Source organism: Gilliamella sp. X-23 (genome assembly GCF_057063545.1).
The window spans coordinates 46,672-66,280 of sequence record NZ_JBXSQG010000013.1 but is presented as its reverse complement, the minus strand read 5'-3'; the positions used below and the strand labels follow the sequence as shown (position 1 = coordinate 66,280).

At 37.1% G+C, this 19,609-nt stretch carries 14 protein-coding genes; 9 read left to right on the top strand and 5 right to left on the bottom strand.

The window, feature by feature from the left end; genetic code table 11:
- Window positions 1–664 precede the first annotated feature (664 nt).
- The gene (locus ACYH9I_RS09300; protein ID WP_483560475.1) at window positions 665–2,290 is read right to left on the bottom strand and encodes a hypothetical protein; all 1,626 of its coding nucleotides are present in this window, start codon (window positions 2,288–2,290) and stop codon (window positions 665–667) included.
- Window positions 2,291–2,457: 167 nt separating this feature from the next.
- Complete coding sequence (locus tag ACYH9I_RS09295; RefSeq protein ID WP_483560474.1) at window positions 2,458–2,604, bottom strand: hypothetical protein; 147 nt, start codon at window positions 2,602–2,604, stop codon at window positions 2,458–2,460.
- Window positions 2,605–3,214: 610 nt separating this feature from the next.
- Between ACYH9I_RS09295 and ACYH9I_RS09290 the strand changes: the two genes are divergently transcribed.
- Window positions 3,215–5,539 (top strand): zinc/cadmium/mercury/lead-transporting ATPase, encoded by a 2,325-nt coding sequence (locus tag ACYH9I_RS09290; protein WP_483560473.1) that lies wholly within the window; start codon window positions 3,215–3,217, stop codon window positions 5,537–5,539.
- A gap of 68 nt (window positions 5,540–5,607) precedes the next feature.
- Here ACYH9I_RS09290 and birA read toward each other — a convergent pair whose 3' ends face one another.
- From birA to murB, 3 genes are read right to left on the bottom strand one after another with little or no spacing between them, the layout of a single operon-like run.
- Window positions 5,608–6,561 carry a bifunctional biotin--[acetyl-CoA-carboxylase] ligase/biotin operon repressor BirA gene (birA, locus tag ACYH9I_RS09285; RefSeq protein ID WP_483560472.1) on the bottom strand — a complete coding sequence of 318 codons (954 nt, stop codon included), beginning with the start codon at window positions 6,559–6,561 and terminating at the stop codon, window positions 5,608–5,610.
- The gene (locus ACYH9I_RS09280) at window positions 6,536–7,678 is read right to left on the bottom strand and encodes an MFS transporter (protein ID WP_483560471.1); all 1,143 of its coding nucleotides are present in this window, start codon (window positions 7,676–7,678) and stop codon (window positions 6,536–6,538) included. The genes birA and ACYH9I_RS09280 overlap by 26 nt, the downstream gene beginning before the upstream one ends.
- A 59-nt stretch (window positions 7,679–7,737) precedes the next feature.
- Window positions 7,738–8,748: a UDP-N-acetylmuramate dehydrogenase gene (gene murB / locus ACYH9I_RS09275; protein ID WP_483560470.1), complete on the bottom strand. Its 1,011-nt coding sequence runs from the start codon at window positions 8,746–8,748 to the stop codon at window positions 7,738–7,740.
- Window positions 8,749–9,185: 437 nt separating this feature from the next.
- Here murB and ACYH9I_RS09270 point away from each other — a divergent pair, with 437 nt between their 5' ends.
- The 8 genes from ACYH9I_RS09270 (at window position 9,186) to ushA (ending at window position 19,560) form a co-directional block, all read left to right on the top strand.
- Entirely contained in the window at window positions 9,186–10,418 is a 1,233-nt protein-coding gene (locus ACYH9I_RS09270; protein WP_483560469.1) for a phosphopentomutase, read from the top strand.
- 48 nt (window positions 10,419–10,466) lie between these two features.
- Window positions 10,467–11,183 carry a purine-nucleoside phosphorylase gene (gene deoD, locus ACYH9I_RS09265; protein ID WP_091347273.1) on the top strand — a complete coding sequence of 239 codons (717 nt, stop codon included), beginning with the start codon at window positions 10,467–10,469 and terminating at the stop codon, window positions 11,181–11,183.
- Between the two features lie 129 nt (window positions 11,184–11,312).
- Window positions 11,313–12,566 carry a nucleoside permease gene (locus ACYH9I_RS09260; protein WP_483560468.1) on the top strand — a complete coding sequence of 418 codons (1,254 nt, stop codon included), beginning with the start codon at window positions 11,313–11,315 and terminating at the stop codon, window positions 12,564–12,566.
- Between the two features lie 280 nt (window positions 12,567–12,846).
- A complete protein-coding gene (gene add / locus ACYH9I_RS09255) occupies window positions 12,847–14,019 on the top strand; it encodes an adenosine deaminase (RefSeq protein ID WP_483560467.1) in 1,173 nt (390 codons plus the stop codon).
- 29 nt (window positions 14,020–14,048) lie between these two features.
- A complete protein-coding gene (locus tag ACYH9I_RS09250; protein WP_483560466.1) occupies window positions 14,049–16,022 on the top strand; it encodes a bifunctional 2',3'-cyclic-nucleotide 2'-phosphodiesterase/3'-nucleotidase in 1,974 nt (657 codons plus the stop codon).
- A 33-nt stretch (window positions 16,023–16,055) separates the two neighbouring features.
- Window positions 16,056–16,451, top strand: coding sequence for a cytidine deaminase (locus tag ACYH9I_RS09245; protein ID WP_091347280.1), 396 nt, complete (start codon window positions 16,056–16,058; stop codon window positions 16,449–16,451).
- 95 nt (window positions 16,452–16,546) lie between these two features.
- Complete coding sequence (locus tag ACYH9I_RS09240; RefSeq protein WP_483560465.1) at window positions 16,547–17,848, top strand: pyrimidine-nucleoside phosphorylase; 1,302 nt, start codon at window positions 16,547–16,549, stop codon at window positions 17,846–17,848.
- Between the two features lie 29 nt (window positions 17,849–17,877).
- On the top strand, window positions 17,878–19,560 hold the full coding sequence (ushA, locus tag ACYH9I_RS09235; protein ID WP_483560464.1) for a bifunctional UDP-sugar hydrolase/5'-nucleotidase UshA: 1,683 nt from the start codon (window positions 17,878–17,880) through the stop codon (window positions 19,558–19,560).
- Window positions 19,561–19,609: the final 49 nt, after the last annotated feature.

Below are 19,609 nucleotides of genomic sequence, written 5' to 3'. Positions count from 1 at the left end.
TATTATAATCATAGAAGAATTAAATTAAGCTTGGACAAAAAGAGTCCTGTTCAATATCGGGAGTATTATTTTCCAGCAGCTTAGTTTTTTTGTACAACTTTTGGGGTGCAGTTCATTCGCTTTAATTTCCTAACTCGGACGTGGTCACTGTAGCTATTTTGTTCACCAAAGGTCAAAACGTCCGAAACCACTGCAATCAATTAATTTTATCCACCAACCCAGAAACACATTAGGCTAACGTTTATTAATAACATTAGCCGGAAATCCACCACATACAACAATTTGGTCGAGTTTTTTAATATGCTTGATTATCGGTTTTAAATTAATCCTAATAATTGACTCATGACATAAAACGACTGGTTATAAGCCCTTAAAAAAAGACCTTCTTTCAAAAAATGTATCGGATTTTCACTTAATGCTAATTTTTGTTCTATTTCCATTACATGACTTATCTTTATTTATTTGATTTTACCCCTGAGCCACCGCCATCGACACTTTCAGCGTCGCCGGCGGCGGGGGCAGCGCGATTGTGGCTTCGCCGCAACAGCGCAACCCTAAGGGGAAATGCCCCAACTGATGCGGGGGCTTTATTCTTTGTTAGATTGTCCTCTCAGGCACCATAACCGCCCACGCGGCCCAAGGATTAAGGACTAAGAAAAAAAAGCTAAGGTGCGGTACAAAGGCCATAACGGGAGTTTCCGGCCCAGTGGCTGGAGACGACGTTACCGTAGTCCGCTTCGACATTGAGGGCATAGCCTCTACCTACCTCGTCGCTTGTCCAGTAGCGGGAGCCGACGAAGCCCGCATCAGCGTAGCCGTACATGTTGCCCCACTCCGTGAAAAATCCTGCACCTATGTGACGCATGTAATTATTATAAGATGAACTAGGCGTAGCGCTATCTACGCCATTTATACATGGGAAGTCGATACCAACACCACACCTCGCGTTAGTTAAATCCTTGACCTGTGGCAAACGATAACCCAAACTTCTACACCAAGATGAGTGGTTAGACTGAGTATCGTATTTATCACCTCGATTGACGAACCACTGCTTTAACACAAATCCATACCTCACCTCATTACCTTGACTATCCCTACCCACCAACTCAAATGTCTGTGGCAAAGATAGCAACGGAATAAACGGACTAGGATTACTTGAACCTATTTGAGTACTATCCGCCCTAGGACCACTTAACTTAACACGCGCAACAATTTTTCCATTATCAGCAACAGGATTCCATGACTCATTAGCTGTTACACTTGTCACGGTAGCTGTTATACTACTACCATTCGTGACAACAGACCACGTCAACTGACTTGCATCTACTCCTCCTATGAGTAGATCAAAATACAATCCATCAGCACCCGTTGTAGGAAAATTATGACCGTAAGACGACGAACTTGTTGACTGAACTAAAAAACCCTTATCTGGACTCCATATGTTAACTGGGCCTGCGTAGCGAGGATCACCATTAGAATTGGTGCGACTAGAACCACCCCATAACAAACTCGGCCTTGCGTAACAAATACGAGCAACAGTATTATATGGATTGATATAATACGTCACTGTACTACTATTAAAATAGATTATATTAGGAACTCCGTACCTTGTCTGTAAATATCCCCCTGTATAACTTAATGTTACCTTATAAGGTGCATTACAAATATCTAATGTATCACTACGACTTACTGTTCGACCAGCATTATCCGTAAACGATACCGATATATCCCCTGTAGCAGTAACACCATTTATACCCTGACCATCTCCATCATCATCTCCCCAATAATTATACCTAGTAACTAAATCACTTAAACTCACTGAACTAGCTGTTGATGGGACTATCATATCTATATGACCCAAAGTACTCCCTGCATAAGGTAATCTTATTGGATTTGTAGCACTTGATGGATTAGTTGACGGTGTGTACCTTGTACCATCCCGCAACTTAATAAACAAGAAACTATCCGTTGAAGTTGTCCTTGTTTGACCACCGTCTAACGTTAAATATGGCGCACTACCCTCAATATACCTTGATGTAGACGCTGTTAATGCCATAGAACACTGTGTATATGACAACAAAAACAATGGCACGAAGAACAACAATAATTTAGATAGAAAAAATAAGCACCTCGACCTCGACGATATCCCTGCCGATAAACACGGCGATTTCGCTAAACTTGATAACTTCGGTAATAAAAATAAGAATTGAGTTTGATTTCGACTATAGTGGAAATGAAAAAGATTTAGGCATAAATTTAGCAGGCCAGTTGCCAAAGAATGGTAGTACATTTCGATCATCCAGTTAAGTAAATTTTTGTTTTATTTTTATGATTTACCGCTCAGCTAATGAGCATTCCCTTGCTTTGAAGGCGATTAAATTATAACCAGTTGATTAATAATAGCTACTTTTTTTTGTTAAAAAATCGTAAAGTTTTGTTAATGATAAGATTGATCTATTATTGGCCTGTTTTGGGAAATGGTTTTGGTGGAAAATAAGCCTTTTGGGTTGGTGTATAAAATGAATTAGGTGTGGTGGTTTCGGAAGTTTTGACCTTTGGTGAACAAACTTGTTTTTTAAAATCGAATGTATATTTTTTTGCCATAATTTTGTTCCCAAAAGTAGATTTAAACAATCCAACTTTTGGGGGCTGTTCATTAAAGCGAACTCCCTTACAACTCACGCTCTGGCTGCAGAATGTATCCTTCGGCTATCCTCCGCCGTCGCTCAGTCTTAACGCACCATTTGTGGGATTACTCGTATCATCCTGATACTCGCCTCTACGAGGCCACCTTCGCTATGCTCAGGTGTTCAAATTTGTTCCAGACAAATTTATCAGACGCAACACAAACTCGCCAAACATCCTTGTTTGGCGTGCTAACTTCGATCTATTGTCGGCACATTCTGACGCCGGAATATGGCAAACAACATAGCCATCGTTTTTGGGAAGGATTTTTGTGTTTTTATAAGGCGGTTCTTGTTAAAAAATAAACAGAAAAAAATCAAATAAAATCAATACCTTTTCTGACTGATTTTTGAGTAATTAAATGGCTGCTATTAAAGTGATCTATTTGTTACTGATTTGTTAGATGTCATCACGTTGCTAACGTTTTTAACGCATTAATTTTAATTTAAAAAATTCCATAAAAATAAATTAATTTATTTTTTTCTTTTTTAGCGTACAATCAAAATCATCCACAAAAAGAGGTAACGTTATGTTATATAATAACAAATCAATGTGTCACAAACATCACCGCCATGAATGTTGTCATGATAATTGTCAAAATCTGGCGCATAATCATGCAAATTTCTCTCATGTTGTAAATTGTCATCAAGAATCAACCCAGAGTTGTGGCGGTAGTACCCATAAGACTAACCCCAAAAATGAGTTTGGCGATCCCCCTGATGACCCCGACAGGCAAATCAATCAAACTAAATTAACATGGAAAATAAAAGGCATGGATTGTGCAAACTGTGCGCAACAAATTGAAAATAGTTTAAAGACATTACCCAATATTTGCCAAACCAAGATTATCTTTTCTACCGAAAAATTAGTCGTTTTTGTTCCACAAAAGAATGAAAAAACGATTAAATTGATCGAAGATAAAATCATCGAGTTAGGCTATAAGCCCATTTTTGAATCATCCCCCGAACATTCACATCATCATGAGCATTCCCATCGTTTTGATAATAAAGCATTAATCCCTTTAGCAGTGTTAGGCGCTTTAATTGTTATGAGTTATATCCTTTTGTTATGTAATCAAACCGTTGGCGAATATGCCTTTATGGTGACGGCAATTGTTGGGCTCATTCCTATTTTGAAAGAAGCATTGGTTTTAACGCGCAGTGGTACACCATTTGCGATAGAGTCGTTAATGAGCGTGTCGGCTATTGGTGCTTTATTTATTGGCGCTGCCGAAGAAGCCACCATGGTGATATTTTTATTTATGATTGGTGAAATGTTAGAAGGTGTTGCAACAAGTAAAGCAAAAAAAGGCATTTCCTCGCTTGCTCAGCTCATGCCAGAAGAGACCGTGATAATCATTGACGGTGTAAGAAAAACCGTTGCCAGTCATAGTTTAAAACCCGAGGACATTATAGAAATTTCATCTGGAGGGCGGTTGCCTGCTGATGTCATTTTAATGAGTGAGCAAGCCAATATTGATGAAAGCGCATTAACTGGCGAGTCCATTCCTGTTAATTATCTTTCAGGCGACAAAATTATGGCTGGTTCGCTGGTGGTTGATAATACAATTCAACTTAAAGTGGTATCAGAAGTCGGGCAAAATGCGGTTGATCGTATTTTACAGATGATTGAAGATGCCGAAGAGCGCAAAGCGCCTATTGAACGTTTTATTGATAGATTTAGCCGTTACTATACGCCTACAATTGCTTTATTTGCACTATTGGTGATTGTTGTGCCACCTTTGTTGCTTAATGCTGATTGGTATACTTGGTTTTATCGTGGCTTGACGTTGTTATTAATTGGTTGCCCTTGTGCGCTTGTGATTTCAACCCCTGCGGTGATAACATCTGCCTTGTCGAATGCGGCAAAGCAAGGGGTGTTAATTAAAGGTGGAGCAGCATTAGAGCATATTGGTTCGGTTAAACTGGTTGCGTTTGATAAGACTGGTACCTTAACTGAAGGTAAACCACAAGTAACCGATGTGATTCCTCAAGATATTTCCAAAGAGCAATTATTAACAATGGTTGCCTCAATTGAAAGTGGTTCGCATCATCCTATAGGTAAAGCTATTGTTGATTACGCATTACAAAATCAGTTAAGCATTAATCAGGCCGATAATCGTAAAGCAATTGCGGGAATTGGTATTCAAGGCAAGATTGATAATCAGACTTTTTATATTGTTTCTCCAAACAAAGTTGCAACTGTTTCAACGCCTTTAAATGATGAACACGCTAAAATCATTGCGGAATTTGAAAGTGCAGGTAAAACCGTGGTAGTTGCGGCAACAAATCAACAACTGATGGGCATTATTGCTCTGCAAGATATGTTGCGGTCAGATGCAAAGACTACAATGAATGAACTTAATCAGCTGGGTATTAAATCTTTGATGCTAACAGGCGATAATGCGCGAGCAGCTAAAGCTATTGCCGATCAGTTAGGTATGGATTACCGCGCTGAATTGTTGCCTGCCGATAAGTTGATTGCCATTGAAAAGATCCGCAACACAACGTCAATTGCTATGGTGGGCGATGGTATTAATGATTCACCAGCCATGAAAGCCGCAACTGTGAGTATTGCCATGGGAAGTGGCACTGATGTTGCGTTAGAAGCTGCCGATGCCGCATTAACTAAAAATAGCTTACTCAGTTTACCTAAGTTAATTCGTTTAACTCGCTTTGCGAGTCGTAATATTAAACAAAATATTACCATTGCATTAGGCATTAAGCTGATCTTTTTGATTACCAGTTTGTTTGGTTTTACTGGACTGTGGCTAGCGGTGTTGGCTGATTCAGGCACGACGGCGATTGTGACCGCTAATGCTCTTCGAGTTTTGAAATTTAAAAATAAAAGTTAAGAATATGTTTGCTTAATCTATTCCGCTTGTTACAAGCGGAATAGTTTTGTTAAATCATTTTGGGTTTATTATTCATCAATTCTTAATGATATTTCGCCACCAATATGGGCATTAATTTTACCGTTTTGTTCTAACAATAAAGCACCTTGCTCGTTGATGCCTTTTGCAATGCCGCGGATGGTATTATCACCAATTAATAGTTTTACTGGTCGATTGGCAAAGTTATCAAGTCTATTCCAATCATTAATAAATGGCCCTAAACCATGTTTTTCAAATTCGATTAATTTACTTTTTAAGACTTTAGCCACTTGTGCAACAAGTAAGTTACGATCAACATTACCTAAATTAGCCCATTTTTGGTTAACTATGTTGGTATCAGGATTTGTCATGGTTAGATTGACTCCAACACCAATCACTACATGGGCACAGTCGCCAGTTTTACCGGCGAGCTCAACTAAAATACCGGCTAACTTTTGGTCATTAAGATAAAGATCATTTGGCCATTTAACTTTGATATTTTGACCTGATAATGTGCGTAAAGTGTCGGCAAGTACTATCCCTACCACCAAACTTAATCCCATTGCCGCGGCCACGCCTTGTTCTAGCTTCCAATACATTGAGAAGTATAAATTGCTTCCAAAAGGGGAAAACCATTTTCGTCCTCTTCGGCCTCGTGCTTTTGATTGAAATTCAGCCACGCAGCAGTCACCCGATGTTAATTGACCTATTCGATCAAGTAGATATTGGTTGGTTGAATCAATAATCGGTAATATTTCGCAGTGGCTGTCGGATTGGTAGTGCTGATCAATCTTGTTTTTGTTGAGCAAATCAAGTTGCGCTGCCAAGCAATAGCCTTTACCTTGCACTGAAGTTAAGTCTACCCCCCACTCACGCAGTTGTTTGATGTATTTATTGATGCCTGCGCGTGTTATTCCAAATATTGCTGCTAATTCTTCACCTGAATGGTATTTGCCATCAGCGAGTATTTCTATTAATTTAAGTGGATTTTTGTGGCTGCGCATCCGTTCCTCTTTTTTTAACTAATAAGATCACGAAGTATAACGAAATTATAGCAAAACTGACAAATAAATAAGTATTACTCGTTTTATCCATAATAAAAGCTATCACCGCAGGAGCAACTAAGCTACCTAAGGTGTTGGTTAAGAGCATTGCTTGATTCATAGCCACAATATTTTGCTTTTTAACACACGAGCAAGCCCAAGCCATAGATATAGGATAAATGGTGTAAATCGTTGCGCCTAATAAGATAATCGCCAACGCATCAAACCAGTTGAATACCAGCATGACACATGCGGCCAACATGAGTAGCGATTCAATTAGCAATACCATTTGCCGTCCAAATTTGTCAGCACACCAGTTGGCAGGCATTTGTGCCGCCACTCCTGATAAAATAAGTAAAATCATCCAATTAGCAACTTGAGTATCACTATAACCCAAGTGTGAATAATAAACTGGTAATAGTGAATATAACGACCCAATTAACATGCCTGCAATAACACAGCCGGTTAATCCAAGCCGAGAAGGTTTATTCAATATCATTGGCATAATGTTAAAGCTGCTTTTTTTTCTTTTTGGTAATTTATAATGTGTGCGTAAAATAAATAAAATCGCAAGCCCCATGAGTAACATAATAACCAATCCAAAATACAGTACATCTTGTGGAAAATACTGTAACAAAGCTTGCCCCAAAACCGTGCCTAAATAATAAGTGGTTAAATAAACTGCAAGCATCCGTCCACGTGTATGCACTGGGCCAGTGAGTAATATGCAACTTTCAATCACCACCCAAGTGACAGCACAAGCAATGCCAATAAAAAAGCGCCACATTATCCAGCTATAAAAATTTATTGAAAAACTTAAGCCAATAGTTGCTATGGCAAAAATAATACAACTATAGGTATAAGTGTGACGAGCATTAAATTTACTAATAAACCAATTGGCAAAAATAGTACCAATCAAGTTACCAGTAAAATAACTTGATCCCACAAGACCAATTTGCTCAAGCGAAAACTCATTACGCACTAACCACAATGGTACTTGTGTGTTGAGTGCTGACAACGAGATAGTTACAAAAAGTAAACTCGTCAATAAAATAGGAAATGAATACGAATGTTTCATAATGTTATCGCATATAATTTATGGGCTATGTTTTGCGGACAATGATAATTTAGAGTTAATTACAAATAACTGTCTGCTTCAATTTCGCCCTTGTTGCCGATAAATCGGATTTCTGGCGATAAACTCACCAAGAATTTTTGTAATACACATTTTTTTATATAACGAGCTAATTCAACTACATCTTGTGCTGTTGCTTGATTTTTGTTGACTAATACCAGCGCTTGTTGTTGATGTACCGCCGCTCCGCCTATTTGATAGCCTTTTAGACCACACTGTTCGATAAGCCAACCTGCTGCTAATTTTATTTGCCCGTTAACTTGTGGATATATTGGCATGCTTGGGTAAATTTCAAGTAATTTGTCTGCCTCAATTTTGTCGATCACAGGGTTTTTAAAAAAGCTTCCACCATTGCCAAGAACTTTGGGATCGGGCAATTTACTGCGGCGAATTTCACACACTTTATCAAAGACTATTTTTGGGGTGACATTTTGGGGGTCAAAATTTCGTAATTCACCGTAAGTTAATACTGGTTGCCACTGTTTGGGTAGTTTAATACCAACATTGATAACCGCATAACCTTGCAAATATGCTTTTTTGAAGATGCTTTCACGATAACCATATTGACCATCGGTGACTGTGATGATGTTACCTGTGGCAAGCTCAAGCAATTCCACATAATCAGCTACTTTTTGAAATTCAACTCCGTAAGCACCAATATTTTGAATAGGTGCCGAACCAACACACCCCGGAATTAATGCGAGGTTTTCTAGTCCTGATATATTTTGTTCTATCGTTTGCGATACAATATCGTGCCAAATTTCACCTGCACCAACTTTTAAATGCCACGCTTGGTCGGTTTCGGTTATTGTGATGCCTTTGATGCGGTTAACAACCACAATACCATCAAAATCACAGGTAAAAAGAGTGTTACTGCCTTCACCAATAATCATAATAGGTAAATGCGACAAGTTATCTTGCCAAATTTGTTGTAATTGTTCGACTGTTGTGACAGTAATAACTTTTTGAGCAAAAACAGTTAGACCAAATGTGTTAGGAATTTTTTGTTTCATTAATCATTACCTTTATTTTGTGAAAGTAGATGCCCAAGTTCAATTCGATTTTATCTGTTATTGTTATAGTTTGGGCTCTATTGTACTTGCTTTCTATATTATCACAGGGTTGATGTTATTTGATGATTTATTTGGTCATGAATGCATTTGAATTTTTTATAAATTTGCTGTTGTCTGCATTTTACTAAAACGATGTTATTTTTTTATAAAAAGTATGAATCAATTCAAATTAATGACATTATTTAAACAAATATTCAACTATTTGATTAAAGCAATGCTTAAATCTTTTTTGTTTTTTGTTATTATATATGGCAAATATACGAGTGATATTTTATAAATTATTGTTAGCCCCAAAATAGTCGTCGGTATTTGATTAGCAGTGATTGATTATATCGATTGTACTTGAGTTAAGTGTTGTTTATCAGTTAGAGGATATTATGAAAAGAGTATTTATTATGATCCTAGATTCGTTTGGGATCGGCGGCGCTGAAGATGCCAAAAAATATGGCGATGAAGGGGCTAACACTTTAGGACATATTGCTGAGGCTTGCGCTTTAGGTCAAGCTGAACAAGGCCGTAGTGGACCATTAAAATTGCCAAATTTAGGTAAATTAGGTTTAATCAAAGCGGCGTACGAATCGACTGGCCATTATCCCAAAGGTATGCAAACTGAAGGTGAAATTATTGGCTCATATGGCTATGCGAGTGAAATTTCTTCTGGTAAAGATACGCCGTCAGGACATTGGGAAATCGCCGGCGTGCCAGTGCTTTTTGATTGGGGCTATTTTACCAATACCACCAACAGCTTTCCTCAAGATCTTTTAGATAAAATTGTTTCCCGCGCTAAACTCCCTGGTTACCTTGGTAATTGTCATTCATCTGGTACCATTATCCTTGATGAATTGGGTGAAGAGCATATGGCTTCTAATAAGCCTATTTTTTATACTTCTGCTGATTCAGTATTCCAAATTGCCTGTCATGAAGAGACTTTTGGTTTAGATAGACTGTATGAAGTTTGCGAAATTGCTCGCGATGAGCTAAATAAGGGTAATTACAATATTGGCCGTGTTATTGCAAGGCCATTTGTAGGTAAAAAAACGGGAGAATTTGTACGTACAGGTAACCGTCACGATCTTGCTGTTGAACCACCAGCACCAACGATGATTAAAAAATTGGTTGATGAAAAACACGGCACAGTAGTATCAATTGGTAAAATTGCCGATATTTATGCTCACGTTGGGATCACCAAGAAAGTGAAAGCAACCGGTCTTGAAGCACTGTTTGATGCATCACTTGAAGAAATCAAACAAGCTAAAGATAATACTATTGTCTTTACCAATTTTGTCGATTTTGACTCTTCTTATGGCCACCGTCGTGATGTTTCGGGTTATGCTGCTGCGTTAGAATATTTTGATCGTCGTCTTCCTGAAATGTTAGCACTTATTGAACCCGGCGATCTGCTTATTATCAGTGCCGATCACGGCTGCGATCCAACTTGGGCTGGTACCGATCATACTCGCGAACATATCCCTGTCATTGTTTATGGCGACAGTGTACCTGTAGGATCTTTAGGTCATCGTGAAACATTTGCCGATATTGGACAAAGTGTTGCCGATTATTTTGATTTATCGCCAATGGATTACGGTAAATCGTTTATAAAAAAGAAGTAATTTAAATTTGAGTCATACCGACTTAGTAATAAATATCAGGAGAAGTTAATGTCTACCCCGCATATTAATGCCATTGATAATGCGTTTGCAAAAACCGTTTTAATGCCTGGCGATCCTCTACGGGCAAAATTTATTGCAGAAACATTTTTAGAAAATGCCCAAGAAGTAACTAATGTAAGATCGATGTTAGGTTTTACAGGTTATTATAAAGGCCAAAAGATTTCAGTTATGGGGCATGGTATGGGTATTCCATCTTGCTCTATTTATGCAACCGAACTGATTAAATTTTATGGTGTTGAAAACATTATTCGTATTGGTTCATGTGGTGCAATTAGCCCTAATGTTAATGTGGGTGATGTTATTGTTGGAATGGGCGCATGTACCGATTCAAAAGTTAACCGCTTACGTTTTAAAAATCATGATTTTGCCGCTATCGCTGATTTTGATTTGACCTGTAATGCCGTTAATGCAGCTAAAAAGTTAGGTGTAAATGTGAAAGTGGGTAATATTTTTTCTGCCGATCTTTTTTATAGCGTTGAGCCTGATATGTTTGACGTAATGGAAAAATATAATATTTTAGGTGTTGAAATGGAAGCAGCTGGGATTTATGGGGTTGCTGCCGAATATGGCGCTAAAGCACTGGCCATTTGCACGGTTTCGGATCATATTCGAAAAGGCGAAGCAATGTCGGCAGAGCAAAGACAATTAGGCTTTAAAGAAATGATCACCGTTGCACTAGAGTCGGTATTATTAAATCAAAACTGAAACTAAAAATGGCAGAATAACTGCCATTTTTTTTAGCTAATCAATATTGATAGCGATAGCAGTTTTAAAATGCGTTATTCATATTTATGTGTAGTAGGTTATAAAAATCTTGTTTAATAAGGAAACAAAATGAACACCAAGTTACAACTTAAAATAATATTTTTTCTGCAATTTTTCATATGGGGAAGCTGGTTAATCACCTTAAATTATTATCTTGAGCATCAATTAAATTTTATTGGTATTGAGGTAGCTTCTGTATATGGTTCGATGGCAATTGCTTCACTAATTATGCCAAGTTTACTCGGTATTGTTGCCGATAGATGGATACCAGCTAATCGCCTTTATGTTCTTTGTCACCTAATTGGTGCTATAACACTAATTATTGCTGCATCTATTACATCACCGTTAATGATGACAATTGTTATGTTAATTCATTGTTTAGCCTTTATGCCTACCATCGCTATTTCAAATTCAATTTCTTATTCATGTTTGAACTCTCAAGGACTTGATGTTATCACTCAGTTTCCAGGAATTAGGATATATGGTACTATCGGTTTCATCGTTGCAATGTGGATAGTTAGCTTTTTGAAATTAGAAGCTAGCAATACACAACTTTATATCGCCGCTGCGGGTTCTCTTTTACTAAGTTTGTATTCATTAACACTTCCATTTATTTCGACATCACAAAACACAGATAAAAAAAGATCACTTATTAGCTCATTAGGGTTAGATGCGTTTGTGTTATTCAAACAACCTAAAATGGTTATCTTTTTTCTATTTGCAGCTTTTTTAGGCGGTATTTTACAAATTACCAATACCTTCGGTAATTCATTTTTGCATAGTTTTGATGATATTCCAGAATTCAAAGATAGCTTAGCAATTCAATACCCTGCTGTATTACTTTCTATTTCACAAATTTCAGAAGTGATATTTATTTTATTTGTACCATTTTTTATGAAGCGCCTTGGTATTAAATATGTTATGTTAATTAGTATATTTGCTTGGGTTGCTCGCTTTGGACTATTTGCTTACGGCGATCCTTCTCCTTTCGGTTTTGTATTATTACTTCTATCAATGATTGTTTATGGTTGTGCCTTTGACTTCTATAACATTTCAGGCTCCATGTATGTTGAAAAAACAGTTTCACCCGATATCCGTAATAGTGCACAAGGGTTATTTATGATGATGACCAATGGGATCGGCGCTTATTTAGGAACAATGGCTAGTGGTTTCGTGGTCGATTATTATACTTCAGGGAAAACCGTAAACTGGCATGCTGTTTGGCTTGTTTTTTCAGGTTATGCTTTAGTTTTAGCTATTGTGTTTATGTTGATTTTTAAAAACGAACATTCAAACAAAGAAACAGCTCAAGCTATTAATTAATCATTTATTGTGTGGTAGATTAAATTTAGCACTACCAATATAATGGCAACAATATAGGTTGTTGCCTTTTTAATTATCAATCAGTCAGCTTTAGAAATATGATTTACCACACAAAAAATCAATCAGTAATACAAAATAAATGGCTGAAAGGTATCTGATCAAGGTACACTAACTGAGTTTATAATTCACAATGTTAGTATGCTATTTTGAGCTTTTTGATAAGTGTTTATATCATTATTACCAGAGCCCATTTAGCTTATTTAAATAGATTAAATTTCTAATGAAAAATCAAATAATACCCAAAGTCATATTACATGAGCACATTGAAGGGAGTATTACCCCAATGATGGCTCGCCAGTTAGCCCAAAAAAACAATATTCCGTTCCCTACAACTTTATGTTATCTACCGGGCCAATATGATGCTAATGAGTATAAAAATGGTAGATATTCGTACGACGAATCTAAGTTTGAAGAGTTTATTAAAACGTATGATATCGTTTCTAGTTTTCTAAAAAATCCTGAAGATTATTATGACATTACTTATGATTTTCTTTTTAGAAATGCTAAACAAGGGTTAATTTATTGCGAGCTGTTTATCTCCCCTTTTCATATCTGTGCAACACCATCCCACGACGGGCAAGTTATTTGGAATCAAGATAGATTTCACCAAACGCTAAAGCAGATGGATAAGGCTATTATTGACGTTAGTCAGCAATATGATATTACTGTGCGATATCATGTAATTGGTGTTAGACATCTTGGTGCGAATGTGGTTTATGATACTCTGCAATTTATTCAAAATAACTCTCATCCGTTGATTACCGGTTTCAATATCGCAGGTAATGAAAAAGCTGGCCATTTTGATGATTTTAAAGCCGCCCATGAATTAGCCGCTCAGCTTAATTTAAAAAAATCGTACCACGCAGGCGAAATAGATTCAGCCGAAAGTATTATTCAAGCTCTTAAACATGGTGCAAACAGAATTGGGCACGGTATTCGCGCCATTGAAGACAAAGCGCTCATTCGTGAACTGATCGATAAAAAAGTCACCCTTGAAATTGCCTTAACAAGCAATCGAATTTTAGTTAATGAGCTGCATGGCGATATTTATAAGCACCCCATTAGGCAGCTTTACGACCAAGGCGTTCGTATTACGCTAAATACCGATGATGCAGGGATTTTTGGCACTGATATCGAAAAAGAGTATCACATTGCCCAATCGATTTTCGCATTTTCACGATTAGAATTGCTTGATATCACGCTCTGTGGTGTTCAGGCGGCATTTGTTGAAAACGAAGTTAAAAATCAATTGATTGGCAAAGTTCTGGCATATTTTACATCTGATGATAAGCAATTATTAGAAACATGCATCAGTGACCAAAAATATCACCCAGCAATTATTGAACGCTTGTTAGAATACCAAAAATTGTTGCTAGCCATACCCATTAACTAAATTAGTTGTCAGAATAATAGGAGATTTGCATGAAAAAAACTAAGTTATCCCTCACCTTTTTAGCCCTATTTATTTCTGGCGCGGCGTGTGCTGAAACGGTTGATTTAAGGATTATCGAAACAACCGACTTGCACGGTAATATGATGAATTATGATTATTTTAAAGATCAATCCATCGATGCTTTTGGATTAGCCAAAACAGCTAATTTGATTCACCAAGCAAGACGTGAAGTAAAAAATAGTGTGCTTGTCGATAATGGCGATTTGATTCAAGGTAGCCCAATGGCTGATTATGCAGTGCATAAAGGCCTTAATGATGGCGATATTCATCCAGTTTATAAAGCTCTCAATACGCTTGATTATGTTGTTGGTAATATTGGTAATCATGAATTTAATTTTGGCTTGGAATTTTTACAAAAAAGCCTTGCTGGCGCTAAATTCCCTTATGTTAATGCAAATGTCTATGATGCTAAAACCAATAAGCCGTTCTTTAAGCAATATCTTATTGTCGATACCCCCGTCATTGATAGAAGCGGCAATAAGCAAACAATAAAAATTGGTTACATTGGCTTTGTACCACCGCAAATTATGCAATGGGACAAACTTAATCTTGATGGTAAAGTTGTGGTTAAAGATATTACCGAAACAGCCAAGCACTTGATTCCAGAAATGAAAAAGCAAGGTGCTAATATCATTATTGCTATTCCCCATTCGGGGGTTTCTTCTGAACCTTATAAAGCTTTGGCCGAAAATTCGGTTTATTATTTAAGTCAGGTTAAAGGTATTGATGCAATTATGTTTGGCCACGCCCATGGTGTGTTCCCGAGCGAGGAGTTTAAATCATTACCAAATACCGATATCAAAACTGGTAACATTAATCATGTGCCTGCTGTTATGCCCGGACATTGGGGTAACCATTTGGGCGTGGTGGATTTAGTGCTTGATGGCGATAAATCTAATTGGCAAGTGACGTCAGGCAAATCTGAAGCTAGACCGATTTATGATGTCAAAAATAAAAAAGCACTAGTTGAAGCAGACCCAAAAATTGTTGATATTCTAACCAAAGATCACCAAGGTACGCGTGAATTTGTTGGTAAACCAATTGGTAAGGTTTTAACTGATATTACCAGCTATTTAGCCTTGGTTGAAGATAGCTCTGCCTTACAAATTATTAGCGATGCACAGATCGATTATGTTAAGCAGTTTGTTCAAGGCGATCCTGACCTTGATGGATTACCTGTTTTATCGGCCATTGCACCATTTAAAGCTGGCGGCAGGAAAAACGATCCTAGCGCTTTTGTTGATGTTAAAAAGGGTAATTTGTCATTTAGAAATGCCGCAGATATCTACCTTTATCCGAATATTTTGTCTGCCATAAAATTGACAGGTAAAGATGTTAAAGAGTGGTTAGAATGCTCAGCTGGTGTCTATAACCAAATCGATCCCCATTCATCCCAAACACAATATTTGATTAATTGGGACAAATTTAGAACCTATAATTTTGATACGATTGACGGGGTCAATTATCAAATAGATGTCACTAAACCACCACGTTATGATGCAAATTGTCAGCTAGTTAATCCTTCATCAGAAAGAATTAACAATCTTACTTATCAACAAAAACCAATTGATCCTAACCAAACATTTTTAATTGCCACCAATAATTATCGTGCTTATAGCGGTATATTTCCGGGAACAGGTGAAAAAAATGTCAAATTTAATTCACCTGATGATTTAAGAGTGATTCTTTCAGCTTATATCACCAACACCACCCAAAAATACGGCGCTGTGGAGGTTACCGTCGACAATAATTGGCGAATTGCCCCAATTACTAGCGATACCAATTTGGATATTCGTTTTGAATCATCACCAACTGATGAAGCTAAAGATTATATTGAAAAACATTCAATATACCCTATTCACTTTATCGAAAAAGATGACTCAGGTTTTGGGGTTTATCGACTTGATTTACAATCATTGATTAACACTCAGCTCCAAAATTAATTAGTATTATTATGCCCCAAAGGATTTATCAATATGAAAATAGAAAAACTAATTGAGCTTGCTAAAACAGCACGTTCTAAAGCTTATGTGCCTTATTCTAAATTTCAAGTTGGCGCAGTGCTCATTACTGAAGATGATGAAGCAATTTTAGGTTGCAATGTTGAAAATGCTTCTTACGGCTTAACTAACTGCGCAGAACGCACGGCGATTTTTAAAGCGGTATCAGAAGGTAAACGTAAGTTCAAAAAATTGGTGGTAATTGGCGATACCGATGGACCAATTTCACCTTGTGGTGCTTGTCGTCAAGTTATTAGCGAGTTTTGTGCTAAAAATATGCCAGTTATTTTGACCAATATGAACGGTAAAATTCAGGAAACCACTGTTGGAGAATTATTACCCTGGTCTTTTTCACCAAGTGATTTGGACTAATTTAGTCTCAATTATTTTCCTAATTAAGCCATTAACACTTAGGGTGATTTAACAATTAAAGATTCACCCTATTATCAATATAAGAGAGTATCGTTATGAGATTTGTTGATATTATTGAAAAAAAACGCGACGGAAAAGCACTATCAACCGAGGAAATACAATTTTTTATTACAAACTACACTAACGGAAAAATTCCCGATTATCAAGTTAGCGCTTTATTAATGGCAATTTACTATCAAGGTATGACATCAAAAGAGTGTGCAGATTTAACTAACGCAATGATGCATTCGGGCGATACAGTAGATTTGTCTTCAATTAAAGGTATTAAAGTGGATAAGCATTCAACAGGTGGTGTGGGCGATACAACGACATTAGTGCTTGCCCCTTTAGTTGCTGCTTTAGATGTACCTGTAGCTAAAATGTCAGGGCGTGGACTTGGGCACACCGGTGGTACCACCGATAAATTTGAGTCTATTCCAGGATTTAAAATTGAATTAAGTACACAAGATTTTATTAATCAAGTTAATCATAGCGGTCTTGCCGTGATTGGCCAATCTGGAAATTTAACACCAGCAGATAAAAAGCTATACTCTTTACGAGATGTAACTGGGACAGTTAATTCTATTCCGCTTATTGCAAGCTCAATTATGAGCAAAAAATTAGCCGCTGGCGCTGATGCCATTGTGCTAGATATCAAAACTGGTGATGGTGCACTAATGAAAGAGATGGCGGACTCCGAAAAATTAGCCCATGAAATGGTAAATATCGGTAACCAAATTGGCCGCAGAACCATGGCAATTATTTCAGATATGTCACAACCGCTTGGTTTTGCAATTGGTAATGCGCTTGAAATAAAAGAAGCCATTGATACTTTAAAAGGTCATGGCCCTGCTGATTTAACTGAATTAGTTTTAACATTAGGTAGCCAAATGGTTGTGCTTGCCAATAAAGCCAAGACATTGGAAGAAGCTAGAGCAAAACTTCAAGAAGTCATTAAAAATGGCAAAGCTATCGAGAAGTTCAAAACTTTAATTGAAGCACAAGGTGGTGATAGTTCAATTGTTGATCATCCTGAAAAACTGGCTAGTGCACCTTACCAAATTGCCCTACCGGCTCTTAAATCAGGTTATGTATCAAAAATTATTGCAGATCAAATTGGTATTGCGGCAATGCAGCTAGGCGCTGGGCGCGCAACCAAAGAGGATATTATTGATCCCGCGGTTGGAATCGTGTTACATAAAAAAGTGGGCGATCAAGTTGCCGAAGGCGAAGCATTGTTAACCATTCATGCTAGTACAGATAAGCTTGATGCGATTAAGCAAAAATTGTATAACAATATTATTATTAGTGATTGTGCCAATGAACCACAATTGATTTATAAAGTGATTACTGAGTAATCATTGGCAATAAGGATTTAGGAGGCACCATGTATAACTCAAATTTGAATAAAAAAATATCACTGCTTGTTGTTTTGGGGCTATTTTCAGTTAACGCTATAGCGGCTGCTTCAACAATACAATCAACAACACCAAGTTGGGAGAAAAACAAGCCTTATCAATTTACTATTTTACATACTAACGACCACCATGGTCGTTTTTGGCAAAATGATATCGGTGAATATGGTCTTGCTGCACAAAAAACAGTTGTTGATGAAATAAGAAAGGAAGTAGCCACGAAAGGTGGAAAGTTGTTGCTTCTATCTGGTGGTGATATCAATACTGGTGTTCCTGAATCAGATGTACTTCAAGCTAAACCAGATTTTTTGGGTATGAATGAAGTTGGATATGATGCGATGGCGGTGGGTAATCATGAATTTGATCACCCTTTAACCGTTATTCGTGAGCAACAAAAATGGGCCCATTTTCCATTTTTATCTGCCAATACTTACTTTAAAGGTACTGATAATCGTGTTTTTGATGCTTATAAAATGTTTGATTTAAATGGCATTAAAGTAGCGGTATTTGGATTAACCACAGATGATACCATTTTTTTAGCCTCTCCCAAAAATACTGATGGCGTTGAATTTCGAAAAACATTACCCGAAGCACAAAAAGTTATTGCCCAAATAAAAAAGACAGAAAGTCCAGATATGATTATTGCCGTTACACATATGGGACATTACGAAAATGGCGAACATGGATCGATGGCACCGGGTGATGTTGAATTAGCCCGAGGATTGCAAAGTGGCGAATTAGATATGATTGTCGGTGGTCATTCGCAAAATCCCGTTTGTATGGCTAGCCCGAATAAACGCATTACCGAATATGTACCCGGTACTCCATGCGCACCCGATAAACAAAATGGCACATGGATTGTACAAGCCCATGAATGGGGTAAATATGTTGGGCGTGCTGATTTTGTCTTTTTAAATGGCAAAATAACTTTACAAAATTACCAGTTAATTCCAATCAATCTAAAAAAAGAAGTAGATAATGGTGACGGGACAAAACGCCTTGAATATTACACTAAAGAGATCTTACAAGATAAAACATTACTCGAAAATTTAAAACCTTATCAAGAACAAGGTAAACAACAATTACTGGTTAAAAGTGGTGAATTAATCGGTCGCCTTGAAGGAGATCGCAGTGTTGTAAGATATCAACAAAGTAATATGGGACAATTATTACTCAGCGCTTTTATTGAAAAAACCAAGGCTGACATTGGTATTATGTCTGGTGGCATGATTCGTGATTCATTAATTGAAGGCAATATTACTTATCGCGACATCCTAAAAGTTGAGCCTTTTGGTAATAGTGTTGTTTATTTTGAATTGACTGGTAGCGAATTAATCGATTACCTAAAAATAGCACTCAATAAAAAACAAGGTTCGGGTGGATATCCACACCTGAAAAATATCACTCTAACACGATCTGGTGATAATATTAAAGATGTAAAAATTAAAAATGAACCCATTGATTTACAAAAATCATATCGTATTGCTACACTAGATTTTTTAGCTGCAGGCGGTGATGGTTATCCAATAACCAATACTTCACCAACTTATGTGGATACAGGTTATCGAGATGCTGATGTCGTAAAACAATATTTTGAGGAACATTCGCCAATTAATGCCTCTGATTATGAACCAACACAATTTATACACAATTAAATTATTTAAGAATGCCTGAGCGTAAATGTTTATTAGGAATACATTGTTC